Source organism: Thalassoglobus sp. JC818, assembly GCF_040717535.1.
GTDB lineage: Bacteria > Planctomycetota > Planctomycetia > Planctomycetales > Planctomycetaceae > Thalassoglobus.
In genome coordinates, this window is sequence record NZ_JBFEFI010000002.1 from 236,194 (window position 1) to 256,810 (window position 20,617).

Genomic DNA, 20,617 nt, shown 5'->3' on the forward strand with positions numbered 1-20,617 from the left:
AGAATGAGTCTTAAGTCGATTCCGCGGAACGTTTGTAGTCGCCCGCGATAATCATAAATCCAATGAAGTCATAAAGAGAATGAGCAACGATCGGCCGCAACAGATTGAAGTCACCGATCCCCCAGGCGAGGCCGCTGAGGATCGCACCCAACACGCCTGCCACAACTGCGTACAACGGAGAGACAGCGTGCAATACTCCAAAGACAACATTCGTGATCAACAATGCCGTCCAAGGTCCCAGCGATTGCAGAGACTGTTCGATCAATCCACGGAATAACAGTTCTTCAACGATGCCGACTACGACAGCCAGAATCGCCAGATCGAACCAGCGGCAACTCGCGAGCGACTGCCCGAGTCGATTGCCGGCCTCTTCTCTCAAAGAGCCAAGTTGGCCAAACACGGCGAACATCGAAATCGCTGCGATGACTCCGATGAGAAAGTCACTGACCGACCAGTGGATGCGACTCATCAGCGGAATTTCCGCGAAGTGTGCGATCCCGAGCGTGATCACCAGCAGCGAGAGCATGAATATGCCAGTGAAACGTAGAAAGTCAAAGCGGTCGTTCAAATTCACGATTTGGCATTCTCTCGCTGATCAACACAGTCCTGAAGCTTTTTCAGTTCACGATCGATTTGCTGCGACTGTTGCGGTGACATCGTGCTTCCGCCGAAACGAACCTGATAGAAAAGCTCGACGAGTTCGTCGGGCCATTCCGAGAGGCCAGCATCACTGAGAGGTTGTTTCAGTTCAACCATCGAACTCTTAACGAATTCACGTGCGGTCTGGCTCGCCGACTGATGAATACCCATCTTTGAAAGGATTTGAACAAACCGGTCGAAGAACTGGACCTGGGAACGGTGTCGGCGCTTCATCGAGCGCGCATCGTTGATGGAGCGAACTAGCTGGATCAATTTCTTGATGCACCAGACGATCGCGCTCAACAGAACCATGAGGACAAATGCCACGATACCGCCGGTCACGCTGAACCACTGTCGCGGTGAACGCAGAAATGCCACGAAACTCCGAAGCGTTGCGGTCTTGTCGCTCTCCGCGAATTCTTTCACGTTATTCCAGCTTTCGATCGCGATCGATTTCAGCGGAGAATAGATGAGTTCTTGCTGCTGTGATTTGGACATTCTCACACCGGTGCTCCACATCTGACGAATGTTGGACCACAATTCAGAGAGTCCAAGGAACGAGCCCTCCAATTTCTGGACGGCAACTTCTCTCGCTGCCGGCGTGGGATCGACGGTCAACCAGGACCCATCGATGAAGGCCTCCACCCAGGAGTGAGCGTGCAGCTGTTGAACTCGAAAAGTTAGACCATCGGCGTCAAAACTCCCCCCTTTGAAGCCACTGATCAAGCGAGAAGGAACTCCGACTCCTCGGAGCATGATGGCCATCGCAGAAGCATAGTATTCGCAGTGTCCGGACTTTCTATTGAACACGAAATCTTCAAGCGGATCGATCGAAGCATCTGTCACACTGAGGTCGAGAGAGTACTCGAACTCCGGGCTATCAAAGTAGCGCAGAAGACGCTGGACCTTCAAGTAGTCGTCCTCTTCATCACCCACGACTGATTGTGCCAGGTCAGTCACTCTCTGCAGGTCGTCAGGGACCCGCAACTGCCGACCGACATAACCACCTTGTTGTTGCCCGAATGACGAACCGGAGAAGTAGACGCTGGGAGCAAAGAACATTTTGTAGTACGGAGGCCAGCTCTCGCGCAGCTGTGATTTCGTTGCGTCTGGCGGACCAAGGTTTGCGTACACGCTGTATTCAAAATTCCGCTGACTTGAGCGGATGTCCGGATTTCGTTTCAACTCGTCTGAGTAAGCTTCAACGAATGTCCCTCTTCCAGCAACGCCCACAGCATCGCCGAAGCTAAACAAGGTCGTTGAATTCAATGGCGACATTCGATACTTCTGTTCGATCGTCGTATTTCTAATCTGTGACCGCGGAGTTTCAGGGCCGGGGTAGCGGACCTGCTTCCAGCGCCCATTATCGTACTCTTCCATTACGGTCCCTCGAAACAATGGATCGGGGCCGAAATATGCTTCTGCTTCTTTCAGCGTGAATGGACGTTCTTGCTGTCGATGGTGAAGTGTGACCTGCATGACCGGAGCACTGTTCTCCATGATTTCGCTCATGTCTCCCAAGCGAACTTCATCAGTGAAACCGGTCAGTGAACGTCCTGCGACAGCTTCATCCCCGAACAGAGTGTAATTTCCGATCCACACTCGAGGTGTGAACAGAAAGAACATCAGACCGATTCCCAGAGACAGACAGGTCACGACTCCTGTGACCATCACAAATCGGAAATTGACCAGTCGGTGGTCGACATCGCGCGAAACCCCCTTCCAGGCGTCTCCCACAACAAAATTCGATCCTTGTTCAAGCGGCCCGCTCTTTTGAGTGTCATCGGTTTCTTTTGTCGATCGGTAAAGCAGGAAGACTGACAACGTCCAGGTCGCGACGAAGGAGTACAGAACGAGCGCTCCTCCGAACCACATTGATGTCGTTAGGACCGAAGCTGTGGCAATCTGCAGGATGCTCAGCGCGCAGAGCCACCAAATTTGCCGATTGCTCTTCTTCTGAATCAGATTGACCCAGGTGAGGTACACGATCAGGTGGCCTCCAGCGAGAAGCCTCGACTCGATCTGTCCGCCGAAAAACTCGATACCTGCCACGAAGAATGCGATCAATCCCAATGTATTGGCGATTGAAACCGGGACGGAAAACTTATCTTCGATGTCCACGAACAAGAGTGTGGCCAGCGCAATCAACAGGGTCACACCTGCCAGAGGCGACCCTTCAGCAACAGCGAAAACAATCCCCGATAAGGAGATCATCACAGTCAGGCTGATGTAAAGGATTTGTCGCATGCTTGCTTCACTTCGCCTGGTAAAACAAAGGACTTAACTCGTCAGCCGACATTCCGAGCACTTGCATTTCGGGGTAACGAGAGTCTGTCGAGTGAGTCAGCTTGTCGCGAAATTCTTCGGCCCGAGCAGACAACAAAACAACTCGAAATTGTCGAGATTGCTGATCGTCGAGACCTTCGAGAACGGAATCCAGAGTGATCTGACTCGAACTCGTCACCTCGGCAAATGCATCGAGCAGTTGATCCAGGTGTGACTCGCCTTTGTCGCCTTGCCAATTCACGGAATTCTTTCCAACCAGCCGGACACTCAACGAAGATTCACGGCTGCCTCGAAGATGCTCCATGCAGACAGTGGTCGCAAAACAGAGGCCACGTTCAAATTCATCAGGCGAGGTCAGAGTCGGTGTTGCGGGTTGCCAACAGTCGACAATCAACAACAAATCCCGATCGCGGCTCTCTTCGTATTCACGAACCATCAGCTCGTTGGTGCGTGCGGAAGTCTTCCAGTGAATCATGCGAGGGTCATCGCCTGCACGGTATTCGCGAATACGGCTCATCTCGTCATGGAACAATCCCGACTGAGTTTGGACATCCGTGACCAGCTCGAAAGAGTATTGAAGGAGTTTTCTCCATTTCGGCGTCAATGTGCCGACGCGTGGGTACACCAGCAACTCGTCGTTCACATCGAGCCCGGTTCCCCGTTGGACCAACCCGAGAGGAAATCGCGTTGTCACCGTCATTGGCCCAAATCGATACCGGCCCCGCTCATGCAGTCGAAGTTGATAATGCCCTTGCCGCGATTCCCGGGGAGGAATTCGCACGAACATCACTTCCGGTTTGATATAGCTGTTCCCCTTGGTGACCGAGTCCAGAACTCGCATTAGCCAGACAGCCAGCCATGACTTTCGGTTTTCGAGAATGATTGTCGTTGTGTAGGTCTCCCCAGCCATGACGCGTTCAGGCAGAACTCGCCCGCCATTCAGGCGTCGCAGCATGGTGAAGGTAAACCATCCATTCATGATGAATGGTCCCGCCATGGAAGCGAAAACCATCAGCAGCAAATTGCTGCGTCCGATCAGAGCACCGACAAACAGCACGCACATGATGATCAGATAGGCCCAGCCTTCGACAGGCAGCAGAAAACTGTCACTCGATTTCGTCCAGCTGGGAAACATACCGGCGATTACCTCTTTCAGTCCCCAGACCGAAAAGGCTGTTCCACTCAAAATAGCAGCGACACGTCCTGCTGATCCGAGTTGGTTGTAAACCCGGCCCGACCACATCTCGAAGACGACAAGCGTGAGTCCCAGAACCATGAGCAGGATTCCTGGGATGGATATTCGACGAAGAGGATGTTTCGGGGGCATGCTCGATCCAGAGTGAGGCGGCATCGATTCGCCGCTCACTAAATTGTGAGCATCCCATCAGAAATGGCAAGGATGGTTTCCGTAGAGATTCCGCTTCTTAATGAGAAGATGTCGACCTCGTAAGACGGCTGATCGCAGCAAACGGCGAGAAAGTGCGTACAGAACCGCTCTGTTCGTCTTGCGTCGGCACCTAAGTTTGCCAGCGGAAGAGAATCAACGGACTGCCGAATGCGAGCAAGTATTGATTTGATGCAACCGGCTGATCACTTGCGAGCTAAAACTCACCCGGTGCAGAGTAGTCGTCCTCGGTGTCGACATTTGTCTCGGCGTTTTCCGACTCGGTCTCATTCGCCTCTTGCGGTGGACGAGGTCCAGGATACTGATAGTAAGTGCAGGGGATTCGACCACTGAAAATCTTGCGCCGACGATCTGCCCGTTTGCCAAACTCACGTTCGAAGTTATCAGCACTCGTGAAGATGTAGTGCGACCAGTCATCAAGCGGGATCAAAAGTTCTCCCATGTCATGATGAAGCTGACGGACCTCGCTCTTTTCTCCGAGGCGTTCTCCATAGGGAGGATTCGCCACGGTGCAGCCGTAATCGCGATCGGTCGGGAAGGAGATAAAGTCTTTGGCTTCGAAGAAGATCTCCGAAAAGATCCCCGCTTCATTCGCGTTCCGCTTGGCAATGGAAATCATCTTGCGATCACGATCACGTGCGACGATTCGGATGGGAAGCGGCGGTTCGATGAGGTCTCGGGTTTCCTGACGGGCATCCTTCCAGTGCTTCAGGTCGATTTGATTCCAGTTTTCAGAGACGAAACTTCGGTCACGTCCCGGGGCCATATTTCTCCCGAGCAAGGCAGCTTCAATGGCGATGGTTCCGGAGCCACAAAATGGGTCGACGAGCAATCGGTTCCGATTCCAATAGCTGAGTTTCAACAGCGCCGCAGCGACAGTTTCCCGCAAGGGGGCAGGACCGACAAGCTGCCGGTATCCGCGTTTGTGCAACCCGTCTCCGGTTGCGTCGATCGTCATCAGCACCTTGTCGCGAAGAATGGAAACTTCGACGGGATATTCGACTCCATCTTCCGCGAACCGATGTCGGTTGTAGACCGTTTTGAGTCGTTCGACGATCGAACGTTTGACCATGCGCTGAACGTTGCGCGGGCTATTGATGACCGATCGCACACTTCGAGCACCGACTGGAAAGATCGCGTCGACCGGCAACCACTCTTCCCACGGAAGTTCTTTTGTTCGATCGAACAGCTGATCAAAGTCGACAGCGTCAAACTCGCCAACGACGACCTGCACTCGCTCCGCACACCGCAGCCAGAGATTGGTGCGACAGATCGCAGCTGCGTCGCCTTTGAATCGAACTCGACCGTCTTCAACAGTCGTTTCGTCGTATCCGAGGTCTCGCAGTTCACGTGCGACAACGGCCTCGAGTCCGAAAGCGGTGATTGCGACGAGATCAAGCTGTTGAGTCATCAGTGGTTTTCTTTCTGCTGGGGCCCGATGAACGTCTCCGAAATGGATAAAACCACATCCCGTAAGGGAAGTACTTCGGAGTCAGGCAGGGAACGATCCGCTGTGGATCTTCCAGGTGCCAGCTGTATTGACCTTCAAGTTCAAGTGGGGAAACGCACGCGGCATCTGCATCACCTGCAGTGCTCGATGTGCATCCGTTGATTGTGGCTGTTCCGACAATCACTCCCGTCGGGAGCGTCTTCCGGTCCAGGTCGTATTTTTCAATCGCGGTCCGTGCTGACGCGATTCGTGATAGTTTCCGGGAACTGTACAGGTATACCAGCGACTGACTCCCCGGCGAGACCGATCGAATTTCGACAGTCTTGATTCCGCGAAGAATCAACTCGGCCCACGGTTGCTGAATCGCCAGTGCAATTAGTTCCGGGTTGGGATGTTGTGGAGAGTCAGAAGACACGATTTCTTGTTCTTGAGACGAAGCACGCCTGACTCAAACATTTTCGAAGTCTCTCTCACTCGGTTCGTCCGAGATCGCTGCGGGTGCAGGTGATTGAGAAAACCATTTCCAAATGTTCGAGCGCTGGTGACTGCAGACATCAAGCCCGCTGCAATGAGCACATTTCTATGCACACACCGGATCGATTTCCAGGGTTGTCGTTGGTTTTCTCAGTCGACCGGCAGTCAATTGAGGCCCCAGCAACAGAAAGCGGAGAGGCGTGTCACCACGCAACTCCGCTTCAAAAGTTCAACTTGAGTCATTACTTCCTGCGATTAGGTGGAAGCAACTTTCTTCTGCTGTCGGTTCATCAACCAGACGAGAACCGGGCTCGCCACGTAGATGGAGCTGTAAGTACCGACAAGAATTCCAAGGATCAAACAGTACGCGAACCCATGAATTCCTTCCCCACCCATCACATACAGGATGAGAACGACGATCAGCGTCGTCAGCGAGGTCAGAATCGTTCGCGAAAGTGTTTGATTGAGGCTCGCATTGACCATCGATTCGGTCAGTGCAGGATTTCGTCCTCGAACCTCACGAATTCGGTCAAACACGACGATTGTGTCGTTCAGCGAGTAACCAACGATGGTCAGGAATGCTGCGATGATCGGAAGGTTGATCTTGAAGTCTTCAAGCATCAGGATCGACCGCAGAGGCGTTCCGCTCAGGTAAGCCCCAATTGCTACGAGTCCCAGCACCACAAGGACGTCGTGAATCAGTGCGGCACAGGCAGCCACTCCGAACGTGACACGTTGGAAGCGAATCCACAGGTAAGCCACAATCATCAACAGGCTGATGACCATCGCTGTGATGGCAGCCCATTTGGCGTCGCCTGTCACAGACTGAGCAAATGAGTTCACTTCCTCGAAGTGCGGATCTTTCTCAAGGTCTTCTTTCATGTTGCTCAACGCTGAATTGACGTCTTCAACTGGTACAGACGGACCGAACATCAGCCGGATTTCATTCGACTTCGGCTCATCCGGGTTCAATGACCGTGCGACGACAGTCTCTTCGACGTCCACTCCAGCCAGTTCTTTGATGCTTGACAGTGAATCGAAGGCTTCTTCTGCGAGTGCGGCCGGTGTCATACTCTCTGAGAGGACGACAGTCGTTTCGTAACCGCCAGCCATCAGTTCATCTTCTGAGCCTTCCTCGACCACAATTTCGACTGGATCTTCATAGCGAACCGATTGCTGAACCAGACGGAACGCAGAATCTGCGAAAGCTTCTTTGATTTTCTGACTCACGACGGCGGTTTCATCAACAACAGTTCGAAGTCGGAACAGCTTGCGTGATTCTCCACCTTCAGTGACGGAGAGTTGCTCCAGCGTGATCCCATCTTCGAATTGTGGAGCCAGAAGTTCACGGACTTCTTCAGTCTCCGGAGCTTCGCCTTCGAAACCGAAGGTGACCATCGATCCCCCGCGGAAATCAATATCCAGATTGTCCGAACCACGCATTCCGACGGCGGTCAAACCAACGAGAATGACCAGTACCGAAGCGGCTGCTGCAATCTGTTTCTTGCCGAGGAAGTTGATGCCTTCCGCGTTGATCAGGCTCATCATTTTCAGATCAGTGAGCCATCGTTTCTGTTCCGCAATTTCGAAGATCAGGCGGCCGATATAGAGCGCACTGAACATACTGGTCAGAATTCCGATGAACAGAGTCACCGCGAAACCTTTGATCTGATCGGTTCCGATGTAATACAGCACAACCGCTGTCAGCAAGGTAGTAATGTTGGCATCGAAAATCGTCGAGAAGGCTTTTTCGAAGCCGTTCTTGATCGACATGCGAATGCTTGAGCCACGCGCTTGTTCTTCCCGCATTCTCTCGAAGATCAGAACGTTGGCATCGACCGCCATACCGATCGTCAACACAAGCCCAGCCAGTCCGGGAAGTGTGAAGGTTGCATCGATCAGCGACATCGCTCCGAGAACGAGCAGGATGTTGATGGCCAAACAGACATCAGCCACAAATCCCGATTTCAGGTAGTACACCAACGTAAAGATGAAGACGGCAGCGAGAGCAATTCCAATCGCCAGGAAGCCCTTCTTCTGGACTTCTTCACCGAGCAGAGCACTGATCGTAAATTCCGTCACAGGTTCGGAAACCAGTGGAACTTCCAGAGCACCAGCATTTAGCACGCCGAGAAGATTTTCCACTTCTTCCTCGGTGAAGCGACCTTCGATCACACCAGTTGTTGTGATCACAGCATTGATCGTCGGAGCGGAGTGGATTTGACCGTCCAGCAAAACGGCAAGATGACTGTAGAAGCCTTCGCCTTCCTGAGGACGATTTCGAGCAGTCACTTGTCCAAACAGATAACCACCTTGTGGATTGAACGTAAATCCGACCGCCAGACCTTTTTCGGTAATTTCCTCACGAACGCTCACCAGATAACGACCAGTGATTCGTTTCGCAGGATCGGGATCAACCACAACGAGAAACTCGCGAAGCGGTTGGCCAGCGGAATCGGTGAGCGGAGTCCCATCTTCGGCGGTCAAGATCCGGCTTCGAACACGATCTCCGCCTGTGACTTTCTGAACGCCGTCGGCGTCCAGTGCAGGGCGGCGCCACATGGCAATGAGTTTGCCATCACGAAACACCCTTTCGCCTTCGCCAACGTTGTCCCCGAGGGCGATGATGTCCTGGTGATTCACCGAATTCGCGAGCAACGCAAACTCAAGATCTCCGAGAGTAATAATGTCGCGTTTAACTTGCTCGACTTTTTCTTGATCGGCACCTGGAACGATGACTTCAATGCGGTCAGAACCGACTCGCCGCACGGTCACTTCTTCGGTTCCGGTCGGATTCACACGCTGTTTGACCTTTTCGACCATCTTGTTCATCAACTCATCGTCGATGACCTTGCCCTCAGCTTCGGCAGCTTTTCTATCGACCATGAAAACCATGTTGGTTCCACCGGCCAGGTCGATCCCGAGATCAATCGCATCTTTGAAGGGCTTGCCTTCAGCTTTTGTGATGATGAACGGGCTCACCGCCAACGTGATGGCCAGCAATACAAGGCTGATGCGTGTCGAGAGTGATTTGAGGTTCAAGGCGGTTGCCAACAGGCTTCCAACCACGAACGGGATCACCAAGGCAGCGACAACGATGAGAAAAACACCCCAACCCATTGCCGAACTAACCTCAGCAGCTTCAGCGGCCTCAGCAGTGCCCTCAGCGGTGGTGATGCTCGTCTGAGCGAATAGCAACAAGTCTAGATTCAACGGACTCATCCCGTTTTGCTCCGTCCCGGTATTTAGCTGGCTGTCATGCCAGTTGAACGATTTGAGGTGATCCCAGTTCGATCACGACTTCTCCGAATCCTTGCTGTCTCGAGAAACCACTTCTCGGATCGCACTGGCCTGGAATTTCAAACGTGTATTGTCATCGACTTTGATCGTGACACTCTGTTTGTCTTCGGCAACCGAAACAACAGTTCCCAGGATGCCGCCAATCGTGACGATCTGGTCATTCTTCTTCAGTGCAGTAACCATTTCGTCGCGACGAGCTTTTTCTTTTGCTTCACTTTTCCCAAAAATGGTTTGCATGAAAAAAAGAAGCAGCAGAGGAGGTCCGAACAACAACAACATTTGCCACATCGGACTGACTTCTGGTTGGTCAGCTGCATCTGCTGCCAGGATCAAAAATGGAATGGTCAGTGTCGACATGGTTGCAATACGCTAAAGTTGAAAGAGGAGGAAATCCTCCCGTTGTCGTCCCCGTTTTTTGCTCTCCGACTGGTCAGCGCACACGCCAATCCGGTCGGGAGAAGCGGGTAGTTTAGGGACCGTCCCCCATCCGAGCAAGATGTTCACGTCGAAACTCTTGGGCTGAGTTTGACTTAATTGCGGACCGTAACTCCGTGACAACCTTCTGGTAGAACCTCAGATTGTGGACTGAGAGGAGCATCGGGCCGAGCATTTCGCCGACGGTGAACAAATGGCGAAGGAATCCGCGGCTGAACTGCTGGCACGTCGCACAGTCGCATTCACTGTCGAGCGGCTCGCGATCGGTTTGATGCTTCAAGTTTCGCATTTTGACCGTTCCGCGACTCGTGAACGCAGTCGCATTGCGGGCATTTCGCGTGGGCATGACGCAGTCAAACAGATCAATGCCGCGTAAAACGCCTTCGATAACATCGATGGGGCGGCCGACTCCCATCAGGTAGCGTGGCTTCTCTTCCGGAAGCATGGGCGTCGTGAAATCGAGAGTCTGATACATCTCGTCAGGCGACTCCCCCACGGACAACCCACCCACGGCGTAGCCGGGAAAATCGAGTTTCAGTAGGCCTTCGGCGGACCGTTCCCGAAGTTGAGGGTGAATTCCGCCCTGAACAATTCCGAACAAAGCCTGATCGGCTCGTTTGTGGGTTTCGCGACAAATTTGGGCCCATCGCGTCGTTCTGGCCACCGCTTCTTCGAGTTTCGAAACCGGGGCATCGTGGGGCGGACATTCGTCGAGGCACATGATGCAATCCGCCCCGAGATCCTCCTGAATCTGCATCGCTCGGGCTGGCGTAAGGTCCAGAATACTGCCATCGATGTGAGACTTGAACACGACACGATCATCGTCGAGTTGCCGCAGAGCACCGAGGCTGAAAACCTGAAAGCCGCCGCTGTCGGTCAGGATGGGGCCTTTCCAGCCCATGAACTCGTGAAGGCCTCCAAGTTCCTGCACAACTTTCTCGCCGGGTCGAAGAGTGAGATGATAGGTGTTCGCTAGAATCATCTGCGCACCAGTTTCAGCCAACTGGTGCGGCCAGACGCCTTTGACGCTTCCACGCGTTCCCACGGGCATAAAAGCCGGGGTTTCGACCACTCCGTGAGGAGTTTCCCAGCGACCACACCGTGCGGCAGAGCTTGTGTCGGTGTGATCGAGGTGAAACTGGAACATCACTCTTTCCTGTAGCTCCGACGGGTTCTGATTAACCCGATCGTGAACGCTCGCGACTTGATCAGCCAAGCATTTCGTTCAAGACAGACTGCGGGGCCAGATCATATTTCATCGGCTCCATCGAGAATGAAGCGCGGCCCTGCGAAAGGCTTCGCACATGAGACGAGTAGCCGAACATGTTCGCCAGCGGAACTTCAGCTTGCAGGGCAGTGAGATGACCGCGAATTTCGCTGCCGAAGATCTTCGCATGACGTTGATTCAGGTCTGCCTGAATGTTGCCGACAAAGTCCGAAGGAGTCACAACCTCAAGTTTCATGATCGGCTCGAGCAATGCGATTTCCGCTTTACTGAGAGCCGACTGGACAGCATGGGCTGCTGCGGATCGAAGTGCCTCTTCGTTCGTTTCACCTTCGCGGTAACCGACGGAGAGAATGACGAAACGAACTTTCATCAATGGATAGCCGAGCACTCCACCCGATTGAGCCGATTCGAACACCGCTTCCCGAGCGATCTTTTCGTACTCTGCTGGAATCGATCCGACCGGAACACGTGACGTGACAAGGATCGGGCTCTCGCCTTCAAATGGCTCCACGCTGACCGTTACGCTCGCAAAGTGCGATTCACCCTGATTGCTGCGGTTGAATTCTTCATGCGCTTCAGCTGGATGTTTGACCGTTTCCCGATAGGAGACGCGCGGCTTGTGAACGCGGACATTGAGATTGAAATCTCGATGCATTCGCTCCTTCAGGACTTCAAGGTGAAGCTCGCCCATCCCGCTGATGATCGTCTGCCCGGTGTCTTCGCTGATTTGGGCTTTGAACGTTGGATCTTGACGACCCAGCCGAACCAGTGCGTCTTCCAGCTTCTTCTTGTCAGCACTCGTGTCTGGCTCGACCGCCATCGAGATGACCGTTTCCGGAAAGTGGATCGACTCCAACAGAATCGGGTCGGTCGTCGGACACAATGTGTCGCCGGTCACGATGTCTTTGGGGCCGATGACTCCGCAGATGTCCCCCGCTTCGACGAGATCGATCTCGATTTTCTCTCGCTGATCCGCCTGAATGTGCCAGATCTGGCTGCAGAATTCCTTCTTTCCGGTGCGAGGATTCAGCAAACGTGTTCCGGATTTCAAGACACCCGAATATACCCGGACGAAGCACAAGTCCGCGTGCTTGTCAGCGACGATCTTAAAGATCAACGCGGCCAGCGGCTCATCGTTTGAAGGTCCACGGGTGATTTCCGTCGACTCGTTTTTCTTGGGCTTTGGATTGATCCCGCGAACAGGGGGAACGTCGAGCGGACTGGGGAGATAGCGATTGACTCCGTCCAGAATTGGCTGAACGCCGACGAAATCGAGAGCAGACCCGGTAAACGTTGGCTGAATTTCACCAGCAAGAGTCGCTTCTCGCAACAGTTTGTGAATCGTTTCTTCCGGGAGGTCCCCTTCTTCGAAGTAGGTTTCCATCGCAGATTCGTCGCGTTCGGCGATGGTTTCGACCAGCTTCTGTCGAAACTCTGCTGCCTGGTCCTTAAGATCGTCGGGAATCTCACCTTCGGTGATATTCTTTCCTTGAGACTCCGAGTCGAAGTAAAGAGCTTTGCGGCCGATCAGATCGACGATGCCGAGGAAGTCGTGCTCAGAACCGATCGGGAGATAGAGCGGAAGCGGATTGCCGCCGAGGCGTTTCCGAATTTGGCCCAGAACGTTCTCGAAGTTTGCCCCGATGCGATCCATCTTATTGATGAAGCAAAGACGCGGGACTTTGTACTCGTCAGCTTGTCGCCAGACCGTTTCACTCTGTGCTTCGACACCTTCGACTGCACTGAAAACAACGACAGCTCCATCGAGGACGCGAAGGCTTCGCTGCACCTCGGCTGTAAAGTCGACGTGACCGGGAGTGTCGATCAGATTGATCGTGCAATCTTTCCAGCGACAGGTCACAGCTGCGGAATAGATCGTAATTCCGCGTTTGGCTTCTTCCGGATCGAAGTCGGTCTCGGTGTTTCCGTCGTCGACGTTCCCCATACGGTGAGTGGCACCTGCGTAATACAGAATGCGCTCTGTCGTGGTCGTCTTTCCGGCATCAATGTGCGCCACGATCCCGATGTTTCGAAGTTTTTCAATGGGGCCTGGCATAGCTGATCAAGTATCTGGTTTGAATGAAGTGAGAAGTTTCCCCAAGCATAAAAAAAGCCTGCTCATTCAAATGACATGAATGGCAGGCGAAGTGATTCTACAGCGTTTACCAGGCGAAGTGAGAGAACGCTTTGTTCGCTTCTGCCATACGGTGAACGTTTTCACGCTTGGTGATCGAAACGCCTTCTCGCTTGAATGCAGAGACGAATTCGTCTGCCAGCGATTGAGCGATTGGGCGGCCCTTGCGTCCACGAGCAGCTTCAAGAATCCACCGGATCGACAGAGTCTGCTGGCGCTTCGCACTCACGGGAGTTGGAACCTGATAGGTGGCTCCCCCGACGCGCTTGGACCGGACTTCGATGTGTGGCTTGACGTTTTCAACTGCCTGATTGAAGACCTCGACAGGCTCTTCTTCCGGCAGACGTTTGCTGATTTCGTCCATGGCATCGTAGAACACACCGAGGGCAATGCTCTTTTTCCCGTCATGCATCAGGCAGTTGACGAACTTGGAGACGAGCTTCGAACCGTATCTCGGATCTCCGATCAGCTGTGTTTTACTGGCTGTAAACCGTTTGGCCATGGACGTTTCGACCTGTTAACTGAATCAAAAACAATATTGGAATATCTTTGGAATCACGCACTTCAGCCTGCCGGCACGCGTGATGAATCATCATGTTTTCAAGCTGTGAACAGCTTATGAGCACTATTTAGGACGCTTTGCCCCGTAGCGGCTGCGTGCCTGGCGACGTCCGTCGACACCCAGGGTATCGAGCACACCGCGAATGACTTTGTATCGAACCCCCGGCAAGTCGCGAACACGACCGCCACGGACGAGCACGATGGAGTGTTCCTGCAGATTGTGACCTTCGCCGGGAATGTAGGCGGTCAGCTCTTTTCCGTTCGACAGGCGAACACGGGCAATCTTCCGCAGAGCCGAGTTCGGCTTCTTAGGAGTCATGGTTCGCACTTGCAGACAGACACCACGCTTTTGCGGGCATCCCTCAAGCAGTGGAGTCTTCGACTTGGACGTCTGCTTTCTGCGAGGTTTTCGAACGAGCTGGTTAATCGTAGGCATAGATCAATTCACAATCTGAAATCGTGCAGTCGTTTGGGGAATAATGATGTCGTTTTCAGTGAGCTTGTCGGCATCAGAATCTCAATCGACTGACGCGCAAAACACCCCTGACCCACCGAGGAATCGCGAACTGTAACTCCCGCGCGGGCGATGGTCAAGTCGACCGAGGCGCTGGATTTCCCAAGAAGTCTCGGTTTTCCAGCGTTCTCGCCCGATCTGCGGCACCGACGTCAGTTATTCCGAATCGGTTTTAAGTGTGATGGGAGGTGTTGGTTTTTTGGTGGATCTGAATCCTCCGAATCCTCGTTTTCGGACGGAGTGATCGTGACAAACAGTCGTTTCACGAGAACGGGCTGTTTAGGATCCCACGCTGTCGCTGTGACTTGCTGGTAAGCAGGGAAAGCCAGAATTTGGTATTCGTATTCTCCGGGGATTCCGTGAGCGGAATGAAACACTAACCAGTGTGGGATAACGTCCTCGTCAAAATCCTTGTCGACATCCTCAACATGCAATTTCATCGATTCCGAGCGCGGGGCATATCGTCCGATTGAGTGAACGACGATCCCTTCCTCATCCGGGTAGTCGAGCGGAATGGTGCCGAGAATCAAATCGCCACGTTTCTTCGGACCTTCTATTTGATGAGCGATAATGCTGACCGGCCATGATCGGGGGTTCGTAATTGTCTGTCCCTCGTACTCGTGCGGACGATCCGGTTTAGGATGCAGTTCGATGATGAGTACGAACTCTTCATCATTCGCGATCGTGATATGGTCAGAAATGGTCTCTCCGGTGTCCCGTCGCCATATTGTCCGAACGTCCACAACCGGATTTTCGGTCGGGTCTTCAACTTCCGGTTGCTCGCAGCCGTGAAAAAAGAAGCCAGCCGCACACAACAGAGGGGCAATCAAAAAGAGCGATTTAGAACGTGACGAGGTCATTGGCATCCCTGCTTCCCATTGCGTGCCACGGGTCAGTGGAGATTCCCGAGTGAATAAAGTGGACCGCCCCGTCAGCGAACAGCACATTGACTCCGCCTGCATGATGGCTTGTCGGGGGAATCAGAGAGTGCCAGGCCTGGAATTCGAAATCGTTCGGGCCGTTGTAGCAGCCGATTTGATTCGGGGGGAGGAAATGGTCATAGCCCGGGTCATTCAGTTCAAGGCCCACTTTGTGCAAAGAATCCGAGACCGGATCCGGAGATGTCCGATGTGATCGACACTGCTCAATGGCCTGGGATTCTGTTCCGGGTTCGAGGAATCGCTGCTCGGTGTACCACAGGTAATGCTGCGGAGCGACCGGAGAATCGGCGACGTAAAGGACCTGGGGGGTGTGGATACGTTCGGAGAATGCAGCGGTGTTCGAAAGTCCGTCGCTGAATTCACTCGGACGGGTCCCTTCTCGATTTGCAGAGCGAAACCCGTTTTGTTGATTGTCCGAGGAATGTCCCGGTGGCTTTCGCCGAAATCGACTTCCGTCATTGACCATGTAGCTGGGCTGTGCAATTCCTGGAGCGTGATTTCCTTCTTCTGGGCACTCCATCCAGGGCACATTAAGCGGAGGCCTGAGTGTCATGTTGCGATGAGCGTCATAGGCCTCCTGCATGTCGAGGAAGGGCATCAGCTTCACAAAACAGTAACGATCTGTCGGAAACAATCCATCCTGTTCAGCAGCACCCGTCAGTGCGATTCCGATCTGGCGAAGATTGTTTGCGCACTGCGACTTCCGGGCCACAGCCCGAGCGGATTGAACCGCCTGAACCGAAATGGCGAATAGAATTCCGACAATCGCGATCGAAACGAGAACTTCAACCATCGAAATTCCGAACCGGTTGTGAGTGAGGATCGGAATCGGTCGACGAGGGATGGTTCGGTTCATCTGCGGCTCCTTCCGTGGAAAAGTCGTTTCATCAACCGAGTTGCCAGCAAAAGTTGATCGTGGGGAACAAGAGTTCTTAGTCCATCTGTTTCCAATCGATGCGGCGGATGAAGATCATCAGGCCATCGTTCACGAGATAGATGTCGCCGAAAACTTCTGTTGTTCCGTGGGGAAGCGGTATAAGTCTCGCGGCACATTCCCACCTGACGTAATCCGTGCTCGCCCACTTGTCTGTTCCGCCGGGTTGGTAGGAGTAGATCCCGACTGAGTGAGGGATCGAGGAATCTTTGTCCACGCGAAACACTCTCATCTCGAATGTGTCGGTAGAAACAGCTGAGAGTTTGATGTCTCCGTCAAAATGAAAATGTTCCACCTCAAGAGGAGAACCGGGAGATGAAGGCGATGCGACCAAAGTGAAGATAAGAAACCAACAGTGCCCCATGGGGAAACTCCTTCACTGCTTTCTAAGAACTGCCCACAGCTACCAAGAGTATAACATTCTTAGGCTCGTTACATCAACTTGTTCAGATGTGTTCCGCTTCCTCAGCATCTGGGCGCGAGTCTGTCACTCTTGCTATTCTGAGAGGTTGCGACGTTTGCAAAGTAGAAGTTGAAGCGACGATCGAGATTCCTGGACGGAAAAGTTGATGAATCAGAAGCGAATCGGATTAATTGGTGCGGGGAAGATGGCGACGGCGCTTGCGGCCGGATGGATTCGTTCCGGGTTGGCTCAGCCTGAGACGATGCTCGCCAGTGACCCTTACGAAGCTGCCCGGAAGTCGTTCACGGAACAGACGGAAATCCCGACGACCGACAGTAATCGTGAGGTGCTTGAGTCCTCGGAGGTCGTTCTGTTGGCGGTGAAACCTCAGGTTCTGTCAGGGCTTTTGGAAGAGCTTGCCGATTCGTCCACGTCGGAACATCTCTTCGTTTCCATCATTGCCGGAGCGCGGCTGGAGCGTTTTGAAGCGACGCTGCCAAAGAGTCGACACATTCGAGTGATGCCGAACACGCCCTGTCTCGTTGGGGAAGGTGCTTCGGGATATGCCGCCGGTTCTACGGCCACCAAAGAAGACTTAAAGCTTGTGGAAGAACTGCTTTCTACGGTTGGAATTGCACTGCCGGTCGCTGAGCACTTGCTCGATGCGGTGACCGGATTGTCAGGCAGCGGGCCTGCCTATGTTTTTGAAATCATCGAGGCACTCAGCGACGGAGGAGTTCTCGCTGGTTTACCGCGTGCGACCGCGACGCAACTGGCAGCACAAACATTGCTGGGGGCTGCGAAAATGGTCCTGGAAAGTGGTCAGCATCCGGGTCAGTTGAAAGATGCGGTGACCAGTCCCGGTGGAACGACAATTTCGGGGCTGCATCAACTCGAACAAGGATGTTTGCGAGGGACACTGATGAATGCCGTCGAGGCAGCGACCAAACGCTCACAGGAGTTGGGAAAAACATAGACATAATTGCGTCGCGATGCCGATGGTCGTGGTGTTCCCAAGCGAGGAGTTCGCGAGATGTGGGGATCGGAACGAACGGGATTGTGAGCTGACTCCGACAACATTGATTGGTGAGGAGGTTGCGGAGTCGTTAACGTTGCATGATCAATCTCTCAATTGATTCATAGAAATAGACATGCCTGACTTGAGCTATACTCCGCGTCAACGGTATCTCGTGCGGTTCGACCCGAAACGGATCCCGCATATGTTCGTCGACGTCCTGGTCATCGGAACAGGCATTGCCGGAGTTCGTGCTGCGCTGGAAATTGATCCGCGTTTGCGCGTGGTGATGGTGACCAAAGATGTGGTGTCTGCATCGAACAGTTCTTGGGCTCAGGGAGGGATTGCTGGAGTTCTGGACCCTTCAGACGAATTGAGCAATCACGTCGAGGACACGATTAAAGCAGGGGCGGGTTTATGCGATCCCGAAGTCGTGCGGGAAATTGTCGAAGAAGCTCCTGAGCGCATTCGAGAGCTTGTCTCGTTCGGAGCGCAATTCGATCGGAAAGATGGTTCAATCGCGCTCACGACTGAAGGGGGCCACAGTCATCCGCGAGTCGCTCATGCTCTGGGTGACGCCACTGGCAAAGAGGTGATGCGGGCTCTCATTGATACCGTTCGCGGTGCGGGATGGACGGAGATCTGGGAGAAGACCTTCTCGATCGACCTATTGACTCACGAGGGGAGTTGTCGCGGGGCGCTGGTCTGGAATCCTCATCACGGAAAGACCTTCGTCTGGGCGAAGCAAACGATTCTTGCGACGGGTGGAGCAGGGCGTTTGTATCGGGAAACGACCAACCCGGATATCGCGACGGCTGACGGACACGCAATCGCCTACCGGGCGGGGGCGGAGCTGCGAGATATGGAGATGATGCAATTTCATCCCACGGTGCTTTACATCGCCGGAAGTTCACGTCACTTGATCACCGAAGCGGCTCGAGGGGAAGGGGGATATCTGGTCGATGTGAATGGTGATCGGTTTATGGGGAATTACGACGAGCGTATGGAACTCGCTCCGCGTGATGTCGTCAGCCGGGCAATTACAGATCAGATGGAACTGACTCGGCATCCGTGCGTTTACCTCGATTTGACACACCTTCCGAAAGAAAAGATCAACGAACGTTTCCCGAACATTCTGGAGATGTGCCGCGAGTTCGGTCTCGATCTGACACACGACCGAATCCCCGTCCGACCGGGAGCCCATTACATGATCGGCGGATTGACGGTCGACTTAACCGGGGCCACCACGCTGCCCGGATTGTGGGCTGCCGGTGAAGCAACATCCAGCGGACTTCATGGGGCCAATCGACTTGCCTCCAACAGCTTGCTGGAAGGTCTGTACTACGGAATTCACGCTGGTCGAGGGGCCTCGGAAGCAGCCCTGAAAATCCCGGACAGCTTTTCGGCTCCTCCAGTTTCGTCACCGGGGCCAAAGGTGATCGAAGAACAGGATTTGCTCAACCTCACCGACTTACGCAACTCTCTCGGCTCGATCATGTGGCGAAATGTTGGAATTCGCCGCGATGAAGAAGGACTGAAAGCAGCTGCGGAGCAGGTCGAGTTTTGGGACCGCTACGTCTCGCTGCGAGAGTTTCAAACCGTCGAAGGTTGGGAACTGCAGAACATGCTGTTGGTCGGCCGACTGATGATCGAGTCAGCCCGGGCTCGCACCGAAAGCCGTGGTGTGCACTTTCGGAGCGATTTTCCGGAGACCGATTCCTCTTGGGAGAGGCATGTCACCATCGGTGAGCCGTCCGGGGCTGAGTGATCGCGTTTACAGATGCTTTGCCAACAGTTCCGCGATCTGAACAGCATTCGTCGCGGCCCCTTTTCGCAAGTTGTCGCTGACGCACCAGAAACTGATTCCATTCGGATGCGAGATGTCCTTACGGATTCGTCCGATGAAGACGTCGTCTGAGCCATCGCAAGTGCTGGGCAGTGGGTATTGTCCGCTCTGCAGGTTGTCGACGACCTGAATTCCTGGAAACGATTCGAACAGTTCGCGTGCTTCACCGGGAGTGAGCGGCTCTTCTGTTTCGACTGTGATCGACTCGCTGTGACAGTTGGCAACTGGCACGCGGACGCATGTGGGGTTCACTTGGATTGATTCATCCCCGAGGATTTTGCGGGTCTCATAGACCATCTTCAGCTCTTCACTGGTATACCCGTCTGCCTTCTCGCTTCCGATTTGAGGGATGCAGTTGAAGGCGATGGGATGTGCGAAGGCTTTATACGAGTAGTCATCCCCGGAGAGGTACGACTTGGACCCGTCGAACAGATCGCTTGTTCCCTGAACTCCTGCTCCACTGGTTGCCTGATAAGTGCTGACGATCACCCGTTTGACGACTGCAGCATCGTGAAGTGGTTTCAAAGCCACGACCATCTGGGTCGTTGAGCAGTTCGGGCTGGCGATGATGCCGGTGGCGTCGAGAGCAGCTTGCGGGTTCACTTCCGGAATGACGAGCGCGACTCCGTCTTTCATGCGCCAGTATCCGGATTCGTCGATGACGCGGCAGCCTGCTTCGACGGCGGCAGGCAAATACTCAGCGGCAATGTCGTCCGGAGTCGAAGCGATCACCAGATCTGATCCGGCAAAGCAGTCTTTGGTCAGTTCTTCGATGGTGTACTTTTGGCCACGAAATGTGATCTGCTGACCCGCCGAACGCGCCGAAGCGATGAAGCGAAACGTCGCTGCAGGAAATTTCCGTTCTTCCAGCAATTGCCTCATGATCTGACCGACGGCACCGGTGGCGCCCACAATGGCAACATTTTGAAACACGGATCAACCTCGACTTGCAGCTACTTAGCTTTTGAAGGATGGAATATTAGAGTGGTCGCATTTTCGCGACGAGAGCGAACATCATAGACCGGGACAAGTGGCCTCTGCAAATTGTTCGC

Annotated in this window: 17 protein-coding genes; 2 read left to right on the plus strand and 15 right to left on the minus strand. The window is 53.7% G+C overall.

Annotation, left to right across the window (positions count from 1 at the left end):
- Positions 1-10: 10 nt before the first annotated feature.
- From AB1L42_RS05375 to AB1L42_RS05440, 14 genes are all read right to left on the minus strand, one after another.
- On the minus strand, positions 11-526 hold the full coding sequence (locus tag AB1L42_RS05375) for a CPBP family intramembrane glutamic endopeptidase (protein WP_367052155.1): 516 nt from the start codon (positions 524-526) through the stop codon (positions 11-13).
- Positions 527-570: 44 nt separating this feature from the next.
- A complete protein-coding gene (locus AB1L42_RS05380; RefSeq protein WP_367052157.1) occupies positions 571-2,886 on the minus strand; it encodes a DUF3488 and transglutaminase-like domain-containing protein in 2,316 nt (771 codons plus the stop codon).
- 7 nt (positions 2,887-2,893) lie between these two features.
- Positions 2,894-4,201: a DUF58 domain-containing protein gene (locus AB1L42_RS05385; protein ID WP_367052159.1), complete on the minus strand. Its 1,308-nt coding sequence runs from the start codon at positions 4,199-4,201 to the stop codon at positions 2,894-2,896.
- Between the two features lie 325 nt (positions 4,202-4,526).
- The gene (locus tag AB1L42_RS05390; protein WP_367052161.1) at positions 4,527-5,741 is read right to left on the minus strand and encodes a class I SAM-dependent RNA methyltransferase; all 1,215 of its coding nucleotides are present in this window, start codon (positions 5,739-5,741) and stop codon (positions 4,527-4,529) included.
- On the minus strand, positions 5,725-6,195 hold the full coding sequence (locus tag AB1L42_RS05395; protein ID WP_367052163.1) for an ASCH domain-containing protein: 471 nt from the start codon (positions 6,193-6,195) through the stop codon (positions 5,725-5,727). The genes AB1L42_RS05390 and AB1L42_RS05395 overlap by 17 nt, the downstream gene beginning before the upstream one ends.
- 314 nt (positions 6,196-6,509) lie before the next feature.
- Positions 6,510-9,476: a protein translocase subunit SecD gene (gene secD, locus AB1L42_RS05400; RefSeq protein ID WP_367052165.1), complete on the minus strand. Its 2,967-nt coding sequence runs from the start codon at positions 9,474-9,476 to the stop codon at positions 6,510-6,512.
- 72 nt (positions 9,477-9,548) lie between these two features.
- Positions 9,549-9,911, minus strand: a complete 363-nt coding sequence (yajC, locus tag AB1L42_RS05405) for a preprotein translocase subunit YajC (protein WP_367052167.1) — start codon at positions 9,909-9,911, stop codon at positions 9,549-9,551.
- A gap of 112 nt (positions 9,912-10,023) precedes the next feature.
- Positions 10,024-11,136, minus strand: coding sequence for a tRNA guanosine(34) transglycosylase Tgt (gene tgt, locus AB1L42_RS05410; RefSeq protein WP_367052169.1), 1,113 nt, complete (start codon positions 11,134-11,136; stop codon positions 10,024-10,026).
- Positions 11,137-11,197: 61 nt separating this feature from the next.
- Positions 11,198-13,273: an elongation factor G gene (gene fusA / locus AB1L42_RS05415; RefSeq protein WP_367052171.1), complete on the minus strand. Its 2,076-nt coding sequence runs from the start codon at positions 13,271-13,273 to the stop codon at positions 11,198-11,200.
- Between the two features lie 106 nt (positions 13,274-13,379).
- A complete protein-coding gene (rpsG, locus tag AB1L42_RS05420; RefSeq protein ID WP_367052173.1) occupies positions 13,380-13,853 on the minus strand; it encodes a 30S ribosomal protein S7 in 474 nt (157 codons plus the stop codon).
- 123 nt (positions 13,854-13,976) lie between these two features.
- Positions 13,977-14,348 carry a 30S ribosomal protein S12 gene (gene rpsL, locus AB1L42_RS05425; protein ID WP_367052175.1) on the minus strand — a complete coding sequence of 124 codons (372 nt, stop codon included), beginning with the start codon at positions 14,346-14,348 and terminating at the stop codon, positions 13,977-13,979.
- Positions 14,349-14,578: 230 nt separating this feature from the next.
- Positions 14,579-15,286 carry a hypothetical protein gene (locus AB1L42_RS05430; RefSeq protein WP_367052177.1) on the minus strand — a complete coding sequence of 236 codons (708 nt, stop codon included), beginning with the start codon at positions 15,284-15,286 and terminating at the stop codon, positions 14,579-14,581.
- A complete protein-coding gene (locus tag AB1L42_RS05435) occupies positions 15,267-16,223 on the minus strand; it encodes a DUF1559 domain-containing protein (protein WP_367052179.1) in 957 nt (318 codons plus the stop codon). Before AB1L42_RS05435 ends, AB1L42_RS05430 begins: the two co-directional genes overlap by 20 nt.
- 76 nt (positions 16,224-16,299) lie before the next feature.
- On the minus strand, positions 16,300-16,665 hold the full coding sequence (locus AB1L42_RS05440) for a hypothetical protein (RefSeq protein ID WP_367052181.1): 366 nt from the start codon (positions 16,663-16,665) through the stop codon (positions 16,300-16,302).
- Positions 16,666-16,870: 205 nt separating this feature from the next.
- Here AB1L42_RS05440 and proC point away from each other — a divergent pair, with 205 nt between their 5' ends.
- Both proC and nadB read left to right on the plus strand, forming a co-directional pair.
- The gene (gene proC, locus AB1L42_RS05445; RefSeq protein ID WP_367052183.1) at positions 16,871-17,680 is read left to right on the plus strand and encodes a pyrroline-5-carboxylate reductase; all 810 of its coding nucleotides are present in this window, start codon (positions 16,871-16,873) and stop codon (positions 17,678-17,680) included.
- Positions 17,681-17,855: 175 nt separating this feature from the next.
- A complete protein-coding gene (nadB, locus tag AB1L42_RS05450; RefSeq protein ID WP_367052186.1) occupies positions 17,856-19,487 on the plus strand; it encodes an L-aspartate oxidase in 1,632 nt (543 codons plus the stop codon).
- A gap of 6 nt (positions 19,488-19,493) precedes the next feature.
- Here the strand turns inward: nadB and AB1L42_RS05455 are convergent, their stop codons facing one another.
- The gene (locus AB1L42_RS05455; RefSeq protein ID WP_367052188.1) at positions 19,494-20,498 is read right to left on the minus strand and encodes an aspartate-semialdehyde dehydrogenase; all 1,005 of its coding nucleotides are present in this window, start codon (positions 20,496-20,498) and stop codon (positions 19,494-19,496) included.
- Positions 20,499-20,617 lie beyond the last annotated feature (119 nt).